Source organism: Rhizobium sp. TAL182, from assembly GCF_002117725.1.
In the GTDB taxonomy this organism is placed as follows: Bacteria; Pseudomonadota; Alphaproteobacteria; order Rhizobiales; family Rhizobiaceae; genus Rhizobium; species Rhizobium esperanzae.
This window is the reverse complement of record NZ_CP021024.1, coordinates 4,316,289-4,337,055: the sequence shown is the minus strand read 5'-3', so window position 1 is coordinate 4,337,055 and position 20,767 is coordinate 4,316,289. Positions and strand designations below refer to the sequence as shown.

13 protein-coding genes are annotated in these 20,767 nt (G+C 61.3%); 1 reads left to right on the top strand and 12 read right to left on the bottom strand.

The features are described 5' to 3' along the window. Nucleotides 1-71: 71 nt before the first annotated feature. From Tal182_RS21565 to Tal182_RS21515, 12 genes are all read right to left on the bottom strand, one after another. On the bottom strand, nucleotides 72-8,591 hold the full coding sequence (locus tag Tal182_RS21565) for a glucoamylase family protein (RefSeq protein ID WP_085860684.1): 8,520 nt from the start codon (nucleotides 8,589-8,591) through the stop codon (nucleotides 72-74). Nucleotides 8,592-9,041: 450 nt separating this feature from the next. Beyond that, complete coding sequence (locus tag Tal182_RS32365; protein ID WP_164517811.1) at nucleotides 9,042-9,206, bottom strand: hypothetical protein; 165 nt, start codon at nucleotides 9,204-9,206, stop codon at nucleotides 9,042-9,044. A gap of 124 nt (nucleotides 9,207-9,330) precedes the next feature. Beyond that, nucleotides 9,331-9,522 (bottom strand): hypothetical protein, encoded by a 192-nt coding sequence (locus Tal182_RS21560; protein ID WP_064805591.1) that lies wholly within the window; start codon nucleotides 9,520-9,522, stop codon nucleotides 9,331-9,333. Nucleotides 9,523-9,684: 162 nt separating this feature from the next. After that, complete coding sequence (locus Tal182_RS21555) at nucleotides 9,685-10,434, bottom strand: ABC transporter ATP-binding protein (RefSeq protein ID WP_085860683.1); 750 nt, start codon at nucleotides 10,432-10,434, stop codon at nucleotides 9,685-9,687. Next, nucleotides 10,431-11,264 carry an ABC transporter ATP-binding protein gene (locus tag Tal182_RS21550; protein ID WP_064805587.1) on the bottom strand — a complete coding sequence of 278 codons (834 nt, stop codon included), beginning with the start codon at nucleotides 11,262-11,264 and terminating at the stop codon, nucleotides 10,431-10,433. The genes Tal182_RS21555 and Tal182_RS21550 overlap by 4 nt, the downstream gene beginning before the upstream one ends. Next, entirely contained in the window at nucleotides 11,261-12,196 is a 936-nt protein-coding gene (locus Tal182_RS21545) for an ABC transporter permease (RefSeq protein ID WP_064805585.1), read from the bottom strand. The genes Tal182_RS21550 and Tal182_RS21545 overlap by 4 nt, the downstream gene beginning before the upstream one ends. Continuing rightward, nucleotides 12,193-13,260: an ABC transporter permease gene (locus tag Tal182_RS21540; protein ID WP_085860682.1), complete on the bottom strand. Its 1,068-nt coding sequence runs from the start codon at nucleotides 13,258-13,260 to the stop codon at nucleotides 12,193-12,195. The genes Tal182_RS21545 and Tal182_RS21540 overlap by 4 nt, the downstream gene beginning before the upstream one ends. Nucleotides 13,261-13,278: 18 nt before the next feature. Then, nucleotides 13,279-14,922, bottom strand: coding sequence for an ABC transporter substrate-binding protein (locus Tal182_RS21535; RefSeq protein WP_064805582.1), 1,644 nt, complete (start codon nucleotides 14,920-14,922; stop codon nucleotides 13,279-13,281). 100 nt (nucleotides 14,923-15,022) lie between these two features. Further along, a complete protein-coding gene (locus Tal182_RS21530; RefSeq protein ID WP_085860681.1) occupies nucleotides 15,023-16,081 on the bottom strand; it encodes a dipeptidase in 1,059 nt (352 codons plus the stop codon). Nucleotides 16,082-16,239: 158 nt separating this feature from the next. Continuing rightward, nucleotides 16,240-17,265, bottom strand: coding sequence for an ABC transporter permease (locus Tal182_RS21525; RefSeq protein ID WP_064805578.1), 1,026 nt, complete (start codon nucleotides 17,263-17,265; stop codon nucleotides 16,240-16,242). A 34-nt stretch (nucleotides 17,266-17,299) separates the two neighbouring features. After that, complete coding sequence (locus tag Tal182_RS21520) at nucleotides 17,300-18,841, bottom strand: sugar ABC transporter ATP-binding protein (protein WP_064805576.1); 1,542 nt, start codon at nucleotides 18,839-18,841, stop codon at nucleotides 17,300-17,302. A gap of 68 nt (nucleotides 18,842-18,909) precedes the next feature. After that, the gene (locus tag Tal182_RS21515) at nucleotides 18,910-19,839 is read right to left on the bottom strand and encodes a sugar ABC transporter substrate-binding protein (RefSeq protein WP_064805574.1); all 930 of its coding nucleotides are present in this window, start codon (nucleotides 19,837-19,839) and stop codon (nucleotides 18,910-18,912) included. 368 nt (nucleotides 19,840-20,207) lie between these two features. Between Tal182_RS21515 and Tal182_RS21510 the strand changes: the two genes are divergently transcribed. Next, on the top strand, nucleotides 20,208-20,705 hold the full coding sequence (locus tag Tal182_RS21510) for a DUF1993 domain-containing protein (RefSeq protein ID WP_085860680.1): 498 nt from the start codon (nucleotides 20,208-20,210) through the stop codon (nucleotides 20,703-20,705). Nucleotides 20,706-20,767: the final 62 nt, after the last annotated feature.

Here is a 20,767-nt window from a genome sequence, read left to right as displayed (position 1 = left end):
CGCGACGGCGGCCAAAAGGGTTCCCTTTTGGCCGCCGCGAATCGCCGTGTTCTTCAGCGTGGAGAACGCTGTTATCCGAGCGGATATCCCTCTTCGGGATCGGTGACTTCGCTGCCGTTGATCGACAGAGTGTAGCCGCTGGCATTGGACGCTTTTGAGACCGAAATGCGGTATTTGACGCCGCCCCGCTCCACCTCCGCCGCAAAACCGTCCCATTCCGACGGGAGCGACGGACGCACATGGAGCCGGCCATCCTTCAGCCGGATACCGAGGATGCCCTCCACCGCGGCCCGGTAAAGCCAGCCGGCCGATCCGGTATACCAGGTCCAGCCGCCGCGCGACGTATAAGGCTCATGCCCATAGACATCGGCTGCCACGACATAGGGTTCGACCCGGTATTGTTCGGCCGAAGCCTTGTCGAGCGCATGCGTGATCGGATTGAGGATCTGGAAGCAGCGCAGCGCGTCGTCGCCCCGCTTCAGCTCCGCGAGCGCCATCACAACCCAGGTCGCGGCATGGGTATATTGCCCGCCGTTTTCACGCACGCCCGGCGGATAGGCCTTGATATAACCGGGATCCCTGGCGGAATTGACGAAAGGCGGCGTGAACAGCCGGATGATGCGCGCCTCCTCGTCGACCAGTTGGTCGAGCACGGCATCCATCGCCTTTCCGGCACGAGCCGGGTCGCCTTCGCCGGACAGAACGCTCCAGGATTGTGCGATGGAGTCGATCCGGCATTCCGGGCTCTCCTTGGAGCCGAGCAGCGCGCCGTCGTCGAATGTGCCGCGGCGATAGTAGCTGCCGTCCCACGCCGCGGTTTCGAGCGCCTTCTTCAATTCGGCGAGATGGGCCGACCAGCGCTCCGCTCGGGCCGTATCGCCCCGTTCTTCGGCATAGGGAATGAAGGCGCGCAATGCACCCGCCAGGAACCAGCCGAGCCAGACGCTGGTGCCGCGCCCGCCGATGCCGACGCGGTTCATGCCGTCGTTCCAGTCGCCGCCGAGGAACAGCGGCAGACCATTCGCGCCCTTGCGGGCGATGGCGAGATCGAGCGCCAGGGCCGCATGTTCGTAGACACTCGCCTTGTCCTCCGAAATCTCCGGCTTGTAGAACGAGTCGTGCTGACCTTCGAGAAGAGCGGGGCCTTCCAGGAAGGCAAGCTCCTCGTCGAGCACGCTCTTGTCGCCGGTGACGCTGCAATAATGCTGGATCGCGTAGCTCAGCCACACGACGTCATCCGAAATCAAGGTGCGAACGCCCGCACCCGTTCCCGGCAGCCACCAATGCTGAACGTCGCCTTCGCGGAACTGCCGCGAGGCGGCATTCAGAATCTGCCGCCGGGCGATCGAGGGTTCGTGCATCAGGAAGGCCAGCGTATCCTGCAACTGGTCGCGGAAACCGAAGGCGCCGCTTGCCTGATAGAAGGCGGTGCGGGCCATGATGCGGCAGCCGAGGCTCTGATAGGGCAGCCAGGTGTTGACGAGATTGTTCATCCCGCGATCCGGCGTCGAGATCTGCAGTCGGCTGGTGAAATCGTGCCAGAAGGCGCGGTTCGCCTCGACCGCATCCTCGAACGAAGACTTGCTTATATCGGCGATCAGGGCGCGCGCTTCTTCTTCCGTCGGCGTATCGCCGAGGAAGAAGGTGACGTCGCGCTCCTCGCCGGCCCCGAGTTCGATGTCGATCGCCAGAGCCGCAGCCGGATCGCCATCCAGTTCGGTGATGCCCGAAAGCGGAGCTGCGGAGGTGACGGCCTGAGGCATCTGGATCGTGCCCGCCTTGCCGATGAATTCGCGCCGGCTAGCCGAGAAGCTTGAAAACGTCTCGCTCGCCGCGAAGAAGGCGGTTCGGTTGGAAAAATCGATGCTGTAGGGATTGGTGGCAAACAGCGCCCCCGTCTCCTCGTCATGCCTCGATAGAATGAAGGGCGCCGTGCGTCCCGAATTGTTGCCAAGAACCCATTCGACGTAACCGTAGAGACGCAGCTTACGGTCGGTCGAACCGGTGTTGCGCAGGCGCAGGCGCTGCAGTTTCACCGGCTTCTCGCGGTCGATCGTCTGCGTCAGCTCGAGCGCAATTTCGTGCTGAACGGTGGAGAAGACCGAATAGCCGAGCCCGTGGCGGGCTTCGAAACGAATGTCCGGCCGACGCGAAAGCGCTGCGAACGGCGTCATGACAGCGCCGCTTTCGAGATCGGCCAGATAGAAGGCCTCGCCCGATCGGTTGACCACCGCATCGTTCGACCAGGACGTCAGCTGATAATCGCGCGAATTGACGCTCCAGGTGAAACCTGCGCCTTCGGCCGACACGTGGAAGCCGAACCTGTCGTTGGAGATGACATTGATCCAAGGCTGCGGCGTCGCATGACCTCCGGGCAAGCGAATGACATATTCGCGGCCGTCGCGGGTAAAGCCGCCAATGCCGTTCCAGAAGTCGAGGTCGCCTTCCTCCTCGATGGCAACGGCGGGCACCACGGGCGGCGGCACCGGTGCAATGCGCTTGACCGGTACCCTGTTGCGCTCGACGCGCTCCATCTCCTGCAGTTCGTCCTTCGACGGCGCAAAGAGGGCGACGGCGCGGTTGATCTGGTCGACCACCTTGCCGTTCTTCGCATGCAGGGTGACGCGGGAAGCCGCGATCAATGCCTTGTAAGTGTTCTCCTCCATCAAGTCCTTGCGAACCGCGAAAATATGCTGGCGCAAGCCGTCGGCCTGGCCCATACGGCGTACGTTCTCGCACATGGCGTCGAGCGCGTGTTGCATGTCCTGCGCATAGGAAGAGGCGCGTTCGTTCATGATAACGAGATCGGCGGTGACGCCCCGCGAGCGCAGATATTCCTGCGCCAGCAGTGCCTCGCGGGCGATATCGAGATCCATGTCGTCGTTGACGCGCAACGTGAAGATCGGGAAGTCGCCGGAGATCGCCAGCGGCCAGAGCGCCGATTGCGATTGCAGGCCGGCCTCGACCGTCGCCTCATCCTTGCGCAGCTGCATGTCGGGATAGACGAGGTAGCGCCCGAGATGCTGGAAGGCGGCCGCCTGCTGGGAGGTGACGCCGACATGGCGCATCTGCACCTGCGTGCGCGTCCAGGCCTGGACGAGCTCATGGTTGAAGGCGTCGGGATGACGGTAGCGATTGACCGCCTTGTCGACCTCGTCGCGGCTTGGCGCGGCGATCGTCCAGAAGAACACGCTGACCTTCTTGCCGGCCGGCACCCGCACCGTGCGGCGCAGCGACATTACGGGATCGAGCGTGAAACCGTCGCTGCCGGAAAGCGTGGCACCCGGATCGAAGGCCGCTGCATCGGCGAGGCTGCGGCCGCGACCAATGAACTTGCGCCGGTCGGTTTCGAATTCGGTGTGACGGGTGTCGCCGGCATTGTCGACGATCAGATGCGCGATGCTGATGTTCGGCTCGTTCGGGTCACGCTTGTTGCGTTCGGCGCGGATGACGTCGCCGCGCTTGCCGATCTCGGTCTTGACGAACATGCGGGCGAATGCCGGATGCGCATTGTCGGTATCGTCAGAGGTGATCACCGGTTCGAGATAGGACGTGACTTCGATGAAACGATCTTCCGTGCCCATGTTGAGCAGGGTGACGCGACGGGCTTCCGCATCGTGCTCTGTGGCGATGATGCACTCCACCTCGCTCGTCAGATCTCCGACCGTCTTGATGAACTGCGCCTTCTCGTCGGCGAATTCGACCTTGATCTTTTCGCCCTCGACACCCTTCGGCTCCGCTGTCGCCGACCACCATTCGTTGGTGGCGGTATCGCGCAGGAAGATGAAGGTGCCCCAGCGGTCTTCGGTCGGATCGGCCTTCCAGCGGGAAACGGAAAGACCGTTCCAGCGGGAATAACCGGCGCCCGTCGCCGTCAGCATCATGGAATAATGGCCGTTCGACAGGAACACGAGCTCGCGGTCGCGCGAAAGGGGATCGCTGATCTTCCTGATTTCCGGCCGCATGAGATCCTCCTGGATGCTGGCCGGCGTATCGGATTCATGCTTGCCGCTCATGACGGGAATGTCGCGCGGCGCCTTTTCCTGCAGCAGAAGCTCCGCCGCCTCGATCACCGGATCGGAGTGGAAAAGTTCGCGCAGATGGCCGTTGAAGGCGACGTTGGCGACGGCCGCGATCGACATGCCGTGATGGTGGGCATAATAATTGTAAACCACCGCGCATTTCTTGCCTTCCGGCACGCGCGTCGGTGTGAAATCGACCGCGTCGTGGAAGCCGAACTTGCCGAGCGCGCCGACCTTGCGCAATCTCTGCAGGTTTTCCAGTGCGCCCGGCGGGTCGTACTGGCTGGCCAGCAGCGATGCATAGGGGGCGATGACGGCATTGTGGCCGAGGCCGCGCTTGAGACCGAGCGTCGGCACGCCGAAATTCGTGTACTGGTAATTGAGGTTATGGTCGCGGGCATTGAAGGCCGCTTCCGAAATGCCCCACGGGATACCGAGCTTGCGGGCATAATTCATCTGCTCGACGACGACCAGATTGTTCGTCTGGTTGAGAATACCTCCGCCACGCTCCTGCATGACGAGCGGCGGCATCAGATATTCGAACATCGAGCCGGACCAGGAGACCAGCGCGCCGCGTGAACCCACAGGCACGACCTGGCGGCCGAGACGGTACCAGTGTTCCGTCGGCAGATCGCCCTTGGCGATGCCGAAGAGGCTGGTCAGGCGGCATTCCGAGGCGAGAAGGTCGTAGCAGGCCTGGTCGAGCTCGCCGCTTTCGACGCGGTAGCCGATCGACAGCAGGCGCCGTTCCGGCCGGAACAGGAAGCCGAAATCCATCGAAAAGGCGAGATCGCGGGCCTTGTCGCGCAACGCCACCAGGCGCGGCCTGAGCGCATCGACCTTGGAAAGATCGAAGGTGCTGTCTGATATATGCGCCTCGCAGACCTTCACGAGGGATGCCGCCCATTGGGTGACTTCCTCGCTCTGCTTCGACTTGACCTCATGGTCGAGATTGGCGGCGAGCTTCTCGATGTCGCGTGCGAGAACGGCAAGGTTTATGATGCGGATCGAGGCGAATTCGTGCTCGCGCTTGACGGCGGCAAGCGCATTCTGGAAGCCGACGATGCGCTCTTCCAGGCGCCGGCGCAGCGGGCGCACGGTCTTGCGGTCGTCGGGCAGGTCCGCCAGCACTTCGCCGAGGATGCCGGCCGTGTCGCCGACACCGTCGAGATTGCCCTGCATGTGGGCCGACGGCGCCTCGGCCCAGTTGCGGCAGGCCGAAGAAATGGCGATCAGATGGCCGGCGAGATTGCCGCTGTCGACGGCTGAGACGTATCGCGGCCCGAGCGTCTGCAGCGTATCGGTGTGATACCAGTTGAACAGATGGCCGCGGAATTTCTCCATCTTGTCGATCGTCGCGATCGTCTGCTCCAGGCGTTCGAGTGTCTCCTCAAAGGAGAACCAGCCGAAATGCCGGCCGGAAACGACGGAGAGCAGGTAGACGCCGATATTGGTCGGCGAAGTGCGCGCCGCGACGATGACATGCGGCGTTTCCTGGATATTGTCCGGCGGCAGATAATTCTGCTCGGGGGTGGTGAAGGTCTCGAAATAACGCCAGGTGCGCCGGGCGATCTTGCGCAGCTCGCTCGAGACGGAATCGGCGACCTCGAGCCGGTCCTCGGTCTCGGCCGACTGGCTGACATACCATGCGACGACAGGCGAGAGGATCCATAAGAGCGCGAAGGGGATGCCGACGAGGAAGGCGTTGCCGCCGGGAAGGGCTGCGAAACCGAGCGCCAGCAGCGCCAATACCGGCGCATGCCACATCTGCTTGTAATAAGAGGCGAGGGTGCCCTGCCCGCCGGCCTGGACGCTGGCGGCGGTCCGCCACTGCAGCATCAGCTTGCGGCTGACGAGCAGCCGGTAGAGCGAACGGCCGATCGCATCCGCCATCATCGCCACCGAATCGGCGATGAAGACGATTCGCAAGGCGACCTGCGCATTGGCGGCGGTAATATCCGACCAGACCGTATAGAGATGGGCGCGGGCGACGATATCGCTGGTGCGCGGGATGATGCCGTTGATGAGCGACAGCGTCGGCGCCACGAACAGGCAGAAGATCAAGAGAATCTGCCAGACGAGCGCGCCGAGCGGACCCATGAAATACCAGCCGAGAACAGAGGCGAAGAACCAGGCGATCGGGGTCAGCGAACGGCGCAGATTGTCGAACATCTTCCAGCGGCCAAGCGCGGTCACGCCATATTTCGGATTGAACATATAGGGCAGGAGCTGCCAGTCGCCGCGCGCCCAGCGATGCTGGCGCGAGGTCTCCACCTCGTAACGGATCGGGAAATCCTCGACCAGTTCGAGATCGGTGACGAGCGCACAGCGCGCCATCGAGCCTTCGAGAAGGTCGTGGCTGAGCACCGAGTTCTCCTCGATGCGGCCCTTCAGCGAGGCTTCGAAAGCATCGACATGATAGAGACCTTTGCCGGTGAAGGTGCCTTCGCCGGCCAGATCCTGGTAGACGTCGGACACGGTGAAGACATAGGGGTCGAGACCGCGATTGATCGAGAAGACGCGCTGGAAGACCGAGGCATCCTTGCCCGTCGTCAGCGACGGCGTGACACGCGGCTGCAGCACGCCGTAGCCGTTTTCGACGCGTCCGGTCTTCGGATTGATGACCGGGCGGTTGATCGGATGATAGAGCTTGCCGACGAGCTTGGTGACGGCATCGCGCATCAGGCGTGTGTCGGCATCGAGTGTCATGACATATTGCACATTGGCCGGAACGGTGTTGGCGCCGGGCAGATAGGTCGTGTCGCGGTCGCCGCGCAGCAGCATGTTCAGCTCATGCAGCTTGCCGCGCTTGCGCTCCCAGCCCATCCACACACCTTCCGAGGGATTGTAGAGGCGGCGGCGATGCAGCAGGTAGAAACGCGTCTTGCCGTCATAGGCATAGCGGGCGGAAAGATTGGCGATCTCGCGTCTTGCATAATCGAGAACCTCGAGATCGGCAGGCGTTTCCTCGGCATCGCTGTCGGGCCAATCGCTGAGCATCGCGAAATAGATCTCTCCACGCGGATTGGCGAGATAATGAACTTCGAGATTGCGCACCTGATCGTCGACGCTGTCGCGGTTCGAGATCAGGCAGGGCACGACGAGCAGTGTGCGCGCATCCTCCGGAATGCCTTCCTTGAACTCGTAGCCGACGAGGCGGGCCGGGGTGACGAAGAAGGACAGCAGGGTATTAAAGAGACCCGTTGCGCCCTCCGAGGCCGGCAATGAGAACATGATCAGCAGGATTGCGATTTCGATGGCGCCCATTCCGGCACTTGCCATGAACCTGCCGACGATCGCCATGGCGATGATCGTCAGCAGCATGACGGGCAGCGCGATCGACAGCCAGTTGAACCGGCGCACGGCGCGCACGAAGTGCTGGGTGATCGTCGGGCGATAATTCGCCCGCGCCTCGAGCTTCGGGCGTTGCGCGCCGGACAGGAAACCGCCGACATTCGGCTCATGCTGCTGCGGCTCGTCGGAGGCCTTGGCGGCCTCCGTCATGTCGAGCGCCAGCTGGGCGATTTGCATTTCGGTCAGCGGCGAGCGCTTGGCCAGTTTCTCGATCTGCTTGCGGTATTTGTTGCGCGAGCCGGAATCGAGGATGCCGTAATCCGAATGCTCCCAGAGCAGCTTGTCGACATGGCTGACCTGCTCGACCCAGACCGACCATTCGGTATCGTCGATCTCGCGCAGGCTGCGGATGATGTTGCCCATCGTCACGTTGCCGGAAGAGAGACGGCTGTGTTCGGCGGTCGTCGCCTCTTCGGTATTGCGACCGAGCTCTTCCAGGCGTTCATCGAGCCAGGTGATTGCCAGGCTCGACGTCTGTGAGCCGTCACGCAGGCGATAGAGGAACTGCGTCGAGAAGGTATTGTCTTCGGCAAACGGTTCCAGCGTCTTCAGATAGGCGGCAGCCTTGGCCGGATCGGTCAGGCGCACCAATTCGTCGGCCGCTTCGTTGGCGCGGCGGCGCAGGCGGCGGCTGGTTTCGACACGGCTCGAAATGCGGCGAAGGTTTTCCACCAGCACATAGCGCACCAGCGAGGGCAGGGCCCAGAGTTCACCGATCCTCAGCGTCTCGCTGGTCTGGAAGCCGTCGACCAGCGCCGTCAGGCTTTCCTGCGAGATCGTGCTGTGGGTATGGGCAACGTAGAGCCAGGCAAGTACCAGCGTGCGCGGAATGTCGACGCCGCCGACACGCATGGTCGGCAATTCGCGGTAGAAGCGGCGGGGAAAGTCGCGCCGTACCTCCTGGATCGCCTCTTCGACGATGTAGTGATTGTCCAGCAGCCATTCCGCCGCCGGCGTGATCGTCTCTCCGGCCTCGACGTCGGTTGCCGTGGTGCGGTAGACGCGCAGAATTTCCTTCTCGTTTTCCTTGTGGCGCGCGAAGAAATCAAAGGCGGCGAAAGCCGGCAGCTTGTCGACGCCGTTGACCGCAACGGCTTCGCCCATCGCCTTAATGTCCTCGATGGAAAGATAGGTCGAGCGGATCGAATCATTGTGATCGATCTGCTTCGTATCGGAGTCGCGCGGAAGGCTCGGAGAAAGATTGGCAATAGACATGGGTTCGGTTCTGGATCCAAACAAAGTTATGGCTGTTTTGCTCAGCCTTTTGCACTGCTTATCATGACTGCTACATGAACGGGGCCCGATTCTTCGAAGATCGATGAGACCGGAGTGAATGACGTCTGCGCCAAGCGATGTAACCGGGCGTAGCCTTGGTCCAGCGCGAAGGTCGATCAATACCCTCTCCGCAAAACCATGGCGAAAAGTTGGACACTCTCGCGATAATTCAAGTCAAGAGTCGTGAGCCGAACGAGCCCCGGGCTTGCGGCACAAGGCTGAGCGCCGAGCATGTCGCCACCTTGTGGACTGGCAGGAGCTTTTCGATAAGAGGAAGGTTCGCCAGATCATCGTCTGGCCGCGCTTTGATCGGGCTTGCCCAAGCGCGGAAACGCGCCGCATGGATTGCGCACGCAGCCCCGGCACGTGCCGAGGCCTATCATCTGCTAACTATCCGAGGACGCCGCAGACCATTGCCACCACGAACAGGAATGCCGCGGCGAAGATCGTCCCATGGAGCACCGTCTGAAGCCTGTGGCGCGTCGCGTGCGGCTTCTTGGTGGCTACCGAACCATAGTGGTTCACGTGAGTATGCGAAATACCCAGCTCTGCCATGTGTCGCCTCCGTTGTTCTCGTGCGGCCGGTTGTGCGGCTCGCTGTTATATTTCTTATTCCCTATCAGGTAGGTAGAGATAAATTTCCGTCCAGAGCGAGCGGAAGAGAAAATTCAACCGCTCTTTAGCAGAGCGTACGCCATGCCCAGATCAATGAGCGCTCGATGGCGTTCTCGTTCTGCTGCAGATCGGAGGTCTCGGTCCCGATCAGGCGCCGGTCCTGTTCCGCCGGCATGGAGACCGTAATCTGTTCCTTGCGATCAGCCCTCACCGGAGGATCGAGATAGCCCATGGTCATCCCACCGAGAAAGAACATGCCTCGACCTCCATCGATCACGAAAGCTAACAATCGTTAACAGGATCATGACAGAAGCGGGGCGGCTGTCAATAGTCTAGTCGAATGGTCGTCTTTTAAGGGAACATTATCCTTAACGCCGCCGCCGGCCTTTTCTTTTCAATGGCCTGAAATGATTGCCTTTCAGGCTTTGACGAAACCCTTGCTCGCGATCATCAAATTTTTCGTGTAATCCTCCTGGATCGCGCCCCGTGCCAGTTCTTCCGAGCTCAACCGCTCGACGACGGCGCCGTTGCGCATCACCGCGAGCCTTTCGCACATGTGGGTGATGACGCCGAGGTCATGGCTCACCATGACGAAGGTAAGCTTGCGGTCGCGGCGGATCTGTTCGAGCAGGTTCAGCACCTCCGCCTGCACCGAGGCGTCGAGCGCCGACGTCGGCTCGTCGAGCAGCAGGATCGACGGTTGCACGATCAGCGCCCTAGCGATCGCCACACGCTGTCGCTGACCACCGGAAAGCTGATGCGGGTAGCGGAAACGGAAACCATTGCCGAGGCCGACCTCGTCGAGCGCGCGGGCAATACGCTTGTCCCTATCGGTAACGGCATGGATCGCAAGCGGCTCGAGCAGCAGCCGGTCGATCGTCTGGCGCGGATGCAGTGAGCCATAGGGATCCTGGAAGACCATCTGCACGCGGCGATAGAAGGCTTTGCTGCGCTTTGAACCTTTCAGCTCTTCGCCGTCGATGCGGATCGCACCGCCGCTGATCGGCGCGAGTCCGGCAACGGCGCGCAGCAAGGTCGATTTGCCCGACCCGGATTCACCGACGAGGCCGAAGGATTCACCGCGCTGGACGCTGATGCTGACATCCTTCAGCGCATGAAAATCATCGTAGACGACACTGAGATTGTCGACATGGAGGGCTGCGCTCATGCCGCCCACTCCGGCTTGCGGTCGAGCACCGGCAGTGGATGGCGGTTCGCGCCGATTTCCGGCATGCAGTTCAGCAGTCCCCGCGTATAGGGATGCTCAGCATGTTTGAGATCGGCGGCCGCGAGCTCTTCGACGATCTTGCCGGCATACATGACGATGACGCGATCGCAGAAGGAGGAAACCAGCCTCAGATCATGGGAAACGAAGATCAGCCCCATGCCGCGTTCGGAGACCAGCCTGTCCATGATCCGAAGCACATCGAGCTGCACCGTTACGTCGAGCGCCGAAGTGGGCTCGTCGGCAATCAACAGTTCAGGCCCGGCAATCAGCATCATGGCGATCATGGCGCGCTGTCCCATGCCGCCCGAAACCTCGTGCGGGTGCAGGTCGAAGACCCGTTGGGGATCGCGGATCTGCACCGCTTCCAGCATGGCGAGCGCCCGTTCGCGCGCTTCCGCTTTGCCGATCTTCTCATGGGTGCGCAGCGTTTCGCAGATCTGCCGTCCGATCGTCATGACGGGGTCGAGCGAATATTTCGGATCCTGCAGGATCATGGCGATGCGCTTGCCGCGCAACCTGCGCCTTTCGCCGGCGGATGCCTTGAGGAGATCGATGCCGCTGAAATCGAGCCTGTCGGCCGTGACGATGGCGTGTTTCGGCGTCAGCCCCATGATCGCCCGGCCAGTCTGCGACTTGCCGGAGCCGGATTCGCCGACGATGCCGAGCCTTTCCCTGCCGAGCGTGAAGGAGACGCCGCGCACGGCCTCGATCAGGCCGGTGCGGGTGGGATAGCTGACCTTGAGCTTGTCGACCGTCAGAAGTGTCGTCATTGGCCGCTCTCCTTCGGATCGAGCGCGTCGCGCAGGCCGTCGCCCAAGAGGTTGAAGCCTAGGCTGACGATGAGGATGGCTATGCCGGGCATGGCCGCGACCCACCACTGATCGAGGATGAAGCGCCGTCCAGAGGCGATCATCGCGCCCCATTCCGGCAGCGGTGGCTGTGCGCCGAGACCCAGAAAGCCGAGGCCGGCCGCCGTCAGGATGATGCCGGCCATATCGAGCGTCACGCGCACGATCAGCGAGGAAATGCAGAGCGGCATGACATGACGCACGATGATGCGGAACGGCGAGGCGCCCATTAGCTTTACCGCCGAGATATAGTCGGAACGCCGGACCGTTAGCGTCTCGGCCCGAGCGATGCGGGCATAGGGCGGCCAGGAGGTGATGGCGATGGCGATGACCGCGTTCTGGATGCCGGGGCCGAGAGCGGCAACGAAGGCGAGCGCCAATACCAGCTTCGGAAAGGCAAGGAAGATATCGGTGATGCGCATCAGCGTCGCATCCACCCAGCCGCCGGCATAACCCGAGACCGTGCCGACGATCAGCCCGATCGGTGCGGAGATGATGGCGACGAGCACCACGACGAACAGAGTCAAACGCGATCCGTAGATCAACCGCGAATAGATGTCGCGGCCCTGATCGTCCGTGCCGAGCAGGTAGCCGGCCGTTCCCGGCGGCAGCAGGCGGGCATTGCGGAGATCGCCGACGACGGGGTTGTGCGTGGCGAGGAGATCCGCGAAAGCGGCGACGAGGAGCAGGGCGATGATGATCAGCAGGCCAACGACGGCGAGCCTGTTGGCCGTGAACTGCCGCCAGGTGACGTAAGCGCGGCCGAGGCGGGCCTGCCTGCGCGATTGCGGCCGATCGGAAAGCAGCCATTCGCGGCGGCTCATCGCAGGAGAAGGGCTGGCAGGAGCCGTCATCGATTTCGCGTCCTCGGATCGAGCGTCCGGTAGAGAAGATCGGACAGAAGGTTGATGCCGATGAAGATCGTCCCGATGACGATCGTGCCGCCGAGCACGGCGTTCATATCGGCGTTCTGCAGCGAATTGGTGATGTAGAGCCCGATGCCCGGCCAGGAAAAGACGGTCTCGGTCAGCACCGATCCTTCGAGCAGGCCGGCATAGGAAAGCGCGATGACGGTGACCAGCGGCACGGCGGCATTGCGCAGCGCGTGACCCCAGATCACCCGCGTTTCCGAAAGCCCCTTGGCGCGCGCGGCCACGATATATTCCTGCGAAAGCTCGTTCAGCATGAAGCTGCGGGTCATGCGGCTGATATAGGCGAGCGAGAAATAGCCGAGCAGCGAAGCGGGCAGGATGATGTGGCGGAAGACATCGTAGAAGACATCCCATTGCCCCTGCCAGGCGCTATCCAGAAGATAAAAGCCGGTGATCGGCGTGAACGTATATTCGAAGACGATGTCGATGCGGCCGGGGAAGGCCACCCAGCGCAGCTGCGCATAGAAGATGACGAGCGAAATCAGCGCCAGCCAGAATATCGGCACGGAGTAACCGACTAGGCCGATGACGCGCACGACCTGGTCGGCGATGCTGCCGCGGCGCACGGCAGCAAGAACCCCGAGCGGCACGCCGACGCAGGCGCCGATCAGCGTTCCCAACGTCGCGAGCTCGATCGTCGCCGGCATGACCCGGCGGATGTCGACCATGACAGGATTGGTGGTCAGCACCGAGTCGCCGAAATCGCCGGACAGGATGCCTTTGATATAGATGTAGAACTGCTGATAAAGCGGCAGGTTGAAACCCATCTCCTGGCGCACCCGCTCAACGACGTGGGTAGGAGCGCGGTCGCCGAGGATGGCAAGCACGGGATCGATCGGCACGACGCGGCCGATGAAGAAGGTGACGGCCAGCAGGCCGAGATAAGTGGTGACGGCGGCGAACAGGAACCGTCCCAAAGCCTTCGCGAAGGCGCCAGCACGGCCCTTGCGGGGCCGCGCCTCCCGTGTGGTTTCGATGGTGCTCACGCCGTTAATCCCGCCGGATTATTCCTTGGCGATCGGGCCGACGAAGTTGGTGTCGAAGCTCGGCCCCAGCTTGAAGTCCTTCAGGTTCTTCCGATACCCGGCGACCTCGGTCTGCTGAAAGATGATGACGAAGGGGCTGTTGGCAAGGAACTTCTTCTGGACGTCCTGATACATTGCCGCACGCTTGGCATTGTCACGTTCGAGAAGTGCGGCCTTGGCTATCTTATCGAGTTCCGGCGTCTCCCAGGTGTTGCGCCACGCGAGCGTCTTCACCGTGCCGGCATCGGAATTGTCCGGATTGCTGGTGAAGGTATCGGCGTTGGAATTCGGGTCGAAATAATCGGAGCCCCACTGGCCGATATACATGTCATGGGTACGGGCGCGGTATTTGGTCAGCGTCTGCTTGCCGTCGCCGGGGATGATTTCCAGCTTTACGCCGGCCTGCGCCAGCGTCTGCTGCATGGATTCGGCAATACCTGTCACCGGCTGCGTATTGCGCACGTCCATCGTCACCGAGAAGCCGTCCGGAACGCCAGCCTTGGCAAGCAGCTCCTTGGCCTTGGCGACGTCGAGCTTGTACGGGTTCTCGTCGAGCGCGCCGAGTTGGCCCTTCGGCAGGAAGGTCTGGTGGATCTCGCCGATCCCCTTGATCAAGGTCGCACCGATCGCATCATAGTCGACCAGATATTTGAAGGCTTCCTGGACCTCGGGTTTCTTCAGGTTCTCGTTCTTGTTGTTCAGGCTGACGTAGTAGATCGTGCCCTTCGGTGCGCTTGTCGTTGCGAGATCGGCATTCTTGGACACGGCGTCGATATCGCCGGGCTCGAGATTGCGGGCGATGTCGATATCGCCGGCCTCCAGCGCCAGCCGCTGGGCCGAACTTTCCTTCATGTAGCGGTAGATGACGCGGTTGAGCTTGGCCTTGTCGCCGTAATAGTTGTCGTTGCGCTCGAGCACAACGACTTCGTTGGCCCGCCATTCGCGCAGCTTATAAGCGCCGGAGCCGGCATAGCCGGTTTTCAACCATTCGTTGCCGAAATCATTGTCGTATTTGTGCTCGGCATCCGGCGTCACCGCCTTCACATGTTCCATCACCAACTTCTTGTCGACGACGGAAGCGACGGTCGCCGTCAGGCAGTTGAGCACGAAGCTCGGCGCATAGGCCTTGTCGACGGTGAAGACGAAGGTGTTGGCATCAGTCGCCTTGGCCTTTTCGGTGACATTGTCGCCGGTCAGGCCGAACTGGGTGAGGATGAACGCCGGGCTCTTGTCGAGCTTGACGGCGCGTTCGAAGGACCAGGCGACGTCTTCGGCGGTGATCGGATTACCGGAGGCGAATTTCATACCGGGTTTCAGCTTGAACGTATAGGTGAGACCGTCATCCGAGACGCTCCAGCTCTCGGCAAGATCACCCTTCACCTTGGATGTATCGGCAAGATCGAGGCGGACGAGCAGGCTGTAGCTGTTGCTGGTAATCTCCGCCGTCGAAAGCTCGAAGGCTTCGCCGGGATCCATGGTGATGATGTCGTCGATGGCCAAACCCTCGACAAGCGTGTCTTTGGGCGTTTCGGCAAAGGCGGCGGGTGCCGTCATCATCAGGAGCGAAAGGGCGGCTCCTGCGGAAAGCAGGCGGAAATTGCGGCTGAGCTTGGTGATCATCATGGTCTGTTCCCCTGTTCTTGATTGATTACGAAGTGTTTTGTCGGTCATATCCCATTAAAACTATTGTCCGTTTTCAGAGCGTCCAGAGGCACGTGGCACTTTAGGCGCGGTCCTCCCGCCAAGCTTGCGCCAGAATACGAAGCCAATTTTCACGGGCAAGTTTCGTCAGGTCGGCTTCACCATATCCAACCTCCCGGAGAGCGGCAATCAGCTTCTGATTGCCGGCCGCATCGCCGATTTCCTCAGGAATGGTGGCGCCGTCGAAGTCCGATCCGAGCGCCACACAGTCGATGCCGATGCGGTTCACCAGATAGTCGATGTGGCGGATCATGTCGGCAAGCGGCGTATCGCTGTCCGAACGGCCGTCGTCACGCAGCATGGCCGTCGCATAATTGATCCCGACGAGCCCCCGGCTTTCGCGGATCGCGTCGAGCTGCCTATCCGTGAGGTTGCGCGCGACCGGCGTCAGCGCATGCGCATTGGAATGGCTGGCGACCAGCGGCTGGTCCGTCGTCTTCGCTACGTCCCAGAAGCCTTTTTCGGTGATATGGGCAACGTCGATCAGGATACCGAGGCGATTGCACTCCCGCACCAGCTCGAAACCGGCCTCGGTCAGGCCGGGCGCCGTATCCGGCGACATCGGGAAGGCGAAGGGCACGCCGTGACCGAAGACGTTGTGCCGGCTCCAGACCGGGCCAAGCGATCGCAGTCCCGCTGCATAGAATACTTCGAGAGCCGAAAGATCCGGGCCGATCGCTTCGCAGCCTTCCATATGCATGACGGCGGCAAAGATGCCGTCCTCCATGGCGGCGCGGATGTCCTTCACCGTTCGGCATAGCCGCCAGGCGCCTGCCTGGTCGAGCCGCAGCGCGATCGCCGCCATTTCGGTGGCGATGGCGAGGGACGGCAGCGGATCGAGAGCGGCCGCCATCGGTGTGATGTAGCAGCCATCGGCATCCGGATCGGCGAAGACAAGATCGCCCGAAGGAATGTAGATGGCGCAGAGGCCGCCGGAAAGACCGCCCTCTTTCGCCCGGCGCGCATCGATATGGCCGGTCGTCGTGCCCTCTGCGAATTCCGCGATCGGGTTGCTGCCGTCTTTTGAATGGGTCCAGAGTCGAAGGAGAACGTCGTTGTGGCCGTCAAATACGAATTGCATCTGTCTTCCTGCGCTGCCCGAACGGGCCAATAAGCGGCAGAATAGAAAAGATGACGAAATTCGCCACCTCTTTTTTCGGTGATCTGCATCGTGGAGCATCATCAAAAAGGAAACGGGGGCCGAAGCCCCCGCAAAATTATCAAATCACATGGCCGTCGTCAGTGCTTGCGGCGCTTCTTCTGTCTGTAGACGTCGATGACGACGGCCGCGACGATGATGAAGCCTTTGACGATCTCCTGGTAATAGGCGTCGATCCTGAGGAAGGTGAAGCCCGAGGTCATGACGCCGAGAATGATGGTACCGATGACGGTGCCGGTGATGCGCCCGACGCCGCCGGTGAGCGAGGTGCCGCCGATGACGGTCGCAGCGATCGCGTCCAACTCATATCCGACACCCATGCTTGCCTGCGCGGTTTCCGCGCGTGCCGCCGTGACGATGCCGGCGAGACCAGCGAGCAATCCAGCAATCACATAGACTTTGACGAGGTGCGCTTCGATGTTGATACCGGAAACGCGGGCGGCCTGGGGGTTCGCGCCGATGGCGTAGGTGAACTTGCCATAGCGGGTGTAGCGCAGCGCGATATGGAAGATCAGTGCAACGACGAGGAAGACGACAACCGGCCACGCCTTCGTTCCAATGAAATGAAACTGCTCGGTGATGCCGGAAACCGGCTGTCCCTTCGTATACCACTTGGCAACACCCCTGGCGGAAACGAACATGCCAAGCGTTGCAATGAACGGCGGGATCTTCGTATAGGCGATGAGCGCGCCGTTCGCCAGACCTGCCGCCGCTCCGATCAGCAGACCGATCATGATGGGCACGAGCGCCGGAAGATCGGTCAGCGAAGGGAAGACGGCCCGCCCCCAGGTGGAGGACTGAGCGAAACTTGTTGCGATCATTGCCGTCATGCCGACGACCGAGCCCGATGATAGATCGATGCCGCCTGTTATGATGACCTGCGTGACGCCGACGGCGATGATGCCGATGACGGAGACCTGCAGGATCATGATTGTCAGGCGCTGCGAATTCATCAGGAAGCTTTGGCCGATGAACATCCAGCCAAGCGCTTCATAGATGAGCGCGATGCCGACAAGCACCAGGAAGATGCTGAGTTCCGGCGGCATACGCCGCCGTCTCTGCCGGGTTGCGAGCGGGGCCGTACCCTCTGCTGCCTTGGTACTCATATCAAACCTCCCTTAGGCGATCGCAAGCTGCGCATTACCGCGCAGCCAACTCCATCACCTTGATCTGCGTTGCTTCATCGCGATTGAGGAAACCGGTCACCAGGCCCTCATGCATGACCATGATGCGGTCGCTCATGCCGAGAACCTCGGGCATTTCGGATGAGATCATGATAACTGCCACGCCGTTTCGCGCCATTTCCGTGACCAGCCGATGGATCTCCGCCTTGGCACCGACATCGATGCCGCGCGTCGGCTCATCGAGGATCAGGATCTTCGGATGGGTGAGCAGCCAGCGCCCGATCAGCACTTTCTGCTGATTGCCGCCCGAAAGGTTTTCCACCCGCTCGTAAAGATTGGGGGTTTTCACGCGCAGCCTTTTTGCCATGTCTTCGCAGGTTGCCTCGAGTGCGCCCTGCTGCACGAAACCACCCTTGACAAATTTGTCCTGCAGGACGGCGATCTGCATGTTTTCCAGAATATCCAGGATCAACAGGCAGCCGGTGTCTTTGCGGTCCTCCGTCAGGAATGCCATCTGGTGACGGATGGCCTCGGTCGGCGAGGAAATCGTCACCGGCTTGCCGAACAGTTCGATCGTCCCGGAGCTTGCCGGTGTCACGCCGAACAGCGTTTCGGCGACATTCGACCGTCCGGAGCCGACAAGACCTGCCACACCGAGAATCTCGCCGGCCCTGACCTCGAAGGAAACATTGCGGAAGACGCCTTTGAGACAGAGGTCCTTGACGGAGAGCACGACCTCGCCGATCGGCACCTCTTCCTTCGGAAACATCTGGGTGATCTCGCGCCCGACCATCATGCGGATGATGTCGTCGCGGGTGACGTCGGTCGAGGCATGCGTGCCGATATATCGGCCATCGCGGAACACGGAAAACTCGTCGGCGATCTCGAAAAGCTCGTTCATCTTATGGGTGATGTAGACGATGCCGATGCCCTGGGACCTGAGATCGCGGATGATACGGAAAAGATGCTCGACCTCGCGCTCCGTCAGGGCCGAAGTGGGTTCGTCCATGATGAGGACATCGGAATTATAGGAAACCGCCTTGGCGATCTCGACCATCTGCCGGTTGGCGACCGAGAGGTGCCGGACTTCGATATCGGGATCGATATCAATATTGAGCCGCGCAAACAGCTCCTCGGTCATGCTGTGCATTACCCCATGGTCAATGAAACCGAAGCGGTTCTTCGGTTCGCGGCGGATCCAGATATTTTCGGCAACCGTCATGAACGGCATCAGGTTCAGTTCCTGATGGATCATGGCGATACCGTTCTCCAGCGCATCGAGCGGAGATTTCAGCTGGATCTCGACCCCTTTGAGGCGAATATCGCCCTTATCAGGCGTATAGATGCCGGCGAGAATCTTCATCAATGTCGATTTGCCGGCGCCGTTTTCGCCCATCAACGCATGCACGGAGGCGCGCTTCAGCCGGAACTGCACGTCATCGAGGGCGACGACACCGGGAAATTCCTTGCGAACGCCCTCGGCGCTCAGCAGATATTCCGCATTCGGAACTGCGCCGCTCGCACGCACGGCGGCCATGGTTGTCGGGCTGACGGCCATATCATCTCCTCCGGATACGGACAGGCGGAAAGGATGCGGGCAGAGCCCGCATCCTGTTGGCACTCGTCTCAGTTCTTGGTGACGAAGTCCTTGACGTTTTCAGGCGTGACGAGCTGGAAGGGAATGTACACCTTCTTCTCGGTCTTTTCGCCCTTGGCGATCTTGAGCGCCGTGTCGAGAGCGCCCTTGCCCTGGCCGGCCGCGTCCTGGAAGACGGTGACGTCGAGATCGCCGGCCTGCATGGCGGCAAGCGCGTCCTGGGTGGCGTCGACGCCACCGATAACGACCTTGCTCATATCCTTGCCGGCTGCCTTCAGTGCCTGGATGGCGCCGATCGCCATTTCGTCGTTGTTGGAGATCACCGCGTCGAACTCGATGCCGCTGGAGAGCCAGTTGGTCATCAGGTCGGCGCCCTGGGTGCGGTCCCAGTTGGCCGTCTGCTCTTCGACGATCTCAAGGCCCTTGCATTCATCGGTCTTGACGACGTCATGGACGTCCTGGGTGCGCATGCGGGCAGCTTGGTTGGAAAGCTCGCCCATGATGACGACGGCCTTGCCCTTGCCGCCGAGAATACGGCAGATTTCCTTGGTTTCCAGCGTGCCGGATTCCTGCTCGTTGGAAGCGACGAAGGCCTGCTTTTCCGGAAGCGTGTCGACGTTGACCGGCTGGCGGTTGACGTAAACCAGCGGAATGCCGGCATCGGCGGCAAGCTTGGACATCGCCGTCGTCGCATCGGTATCGACAGGGTTGACGATGATTGCATCGACCTTGGAGGCGATGAAATTCTGGATCTGGCTCTGCTGCTTGGAAACGTCGTTCTGCGCGTCTTCGACCTGCAGCGTCACGCCGGAAAGCGTCTTTGCATAATCGGTCATGCCGTTGCGCAGAACGGTCAGGAAGTTGTCGTCGAACTTCGCCATCGACACGCCAACCGTTTCCGCGTGGGCGGCCGTCGACATGACGAGCGCCATCGCAGTGCCCAGGATAAACTTTTTCATTTTTACTTCCTCCACAAAGCGGTGCCCGGCTGCACCCTCCTCACGCCGGAGCTCCAGGCATCTGCCCTGAAGCCGCAATTTGCTGCGCCGCCTCTCCCGCGACGTTCCGAAAACGGAACAAACAAACCGTAAAATTTGTTATGCGGAATATTCATTCCATTTTCTGGGAGCGACGTCAAGTCTCTCTTTAGCGGCACTCGGGATATTGATGGGGCAATGCAAGGGAATTGCGCGTGGCACACGCGTTCGACGGCATTGCGCACGAAGTGGGCAGCCTCCATCTATGGAATGGTCGAAGACAGGCTCACCGCCGCAGGCCCTTCGACATCCACCGCGGCCGCCCATTGAAGATTTTGGAGACAGGACTGATGTCCATTTCGATCTATCGCCTTACCGTTCCGATGTTCCAGCGCGGCCTCGCCAGCCTGACGACCTATCTCGACAAGGCTGAAGCCTATGCGAAGGAAAAGAATATCGATCCCGCCATACTCGTCTCCGCCCGGCTTGCGCCCGACATGCTGCCGCTCGCCGGCCAATATCAGCGGGCCAGCGACAGCGCCAAGTTCACGCTCGCTCGTCTGACCGCAACCGACGCGCCGAAGTTCGACGATAACGAGACGACGATCGAGCAGTTGCGTGAGCGCCTGGCAAAGACCGACGCCTATCTCGCCACTTTCTCGGCGCAAGCGCTGGAGGGCGCGGAAAGCCGCCAGATCACTCTGCCGGGCAAGAGCGGCATCGTGCTGCAGGGTGACGAATATATCACCACCTTCGCCCTGCCGAACTTCTACTTTCACGTCGCCACCGCCCACGCCATCCTGCGCAACCAGGGCGCACCGATCGGTAAGCGCGACTATCTCGGTTGATTCAAGGCAAAAGCGCACAGCGGTTTTGCTGGGAATTGACCAATAGAGAGCATTGCCGTCAT

Coding starts and splice junctions, on each gene's coding strand:
- Tal182_RS21565 (WP_085860684.1), bottom strand. CDS start 8,591: ATGTCTATTGCCAATCTTTCTCCGAGCCTTCCGCGCGACTCCGATACG.
- Tal182_RS32365 (WP_164517811.1), bottom strand. CDS start 9,206: ATGGCAGAGCTGGGTATTTCGCATACTCACGTGAACCACTATGGTTCG.
- Tal182_RS21560 (WP_064805591.1), bottom strand. CDS start 9,522: ATGTTCTTTCTCGGTGGGATGACCATGGGCTATCTCGATCCTCCGGTG.
- Tal182_RS21555 (WP_085860683.1), bottom strand. CDS start 10,434: ATGAGCGCAGCCCTCCATGTCGACAATCTCAGTGTCGTCTACGATGAT.
- Tal182_RS21550 (WP_064805587.1), bottom strand. CDS start 11,264: ATGACGACACTTCTGACGGTCGACAAGCTCAAGGTCAGCTATCCCACC.
- Tal182_RS21545 (WP_064805585.1), bottom strand. CDS start 12,196: ATGACGGCTCCTGCCAGCCCTTCTCCTGCGATGAGCCGCCGCGAATGG.
- Tal182_RS21535 (WP_064805582.1), bottom strand. CDS start 14,922: ATGATGATCACCAAGCTCAGCCGCAATTTCCGCCTGCTTTCCGCAGGA.
- Tal182_RS21530 (WP_085860681.1), bottom strand. CDS start 16,081: ATGCAATTCGTATTTGACGGCCACAACGACGTTCTCCTTCGACTCTGG.
- Tal182_RS21525 (WP_064805578.1), bottom strand. CDS start 17,265: ATGAGTACCAAGGCAGCAGAGGGTACGGCCCCGCTCGCAACCCGGCAG.
- Tal182_RS21520 (WP_064805576.1), bottom strand. CDS start 18,841: ATGGCCGTCAGCCCGACAACCATGGCCGCCGTGCGTGCGAGCGGCGCA.
- Tal182_RS21515 (WP_064805574.1), bottom strand. CDS start 19,839: ATGAAAAAGTTTATCCTGGGCACTGCGATGGCGCTCGTCATGTCGACG.
- Tal182_RS21510 (WP_085860680.1), top strand. CDS start 20,208: ATGTCCATTTCGATCTATCGCCTTACCGTTCCGATGTTCCAGCGCGGC.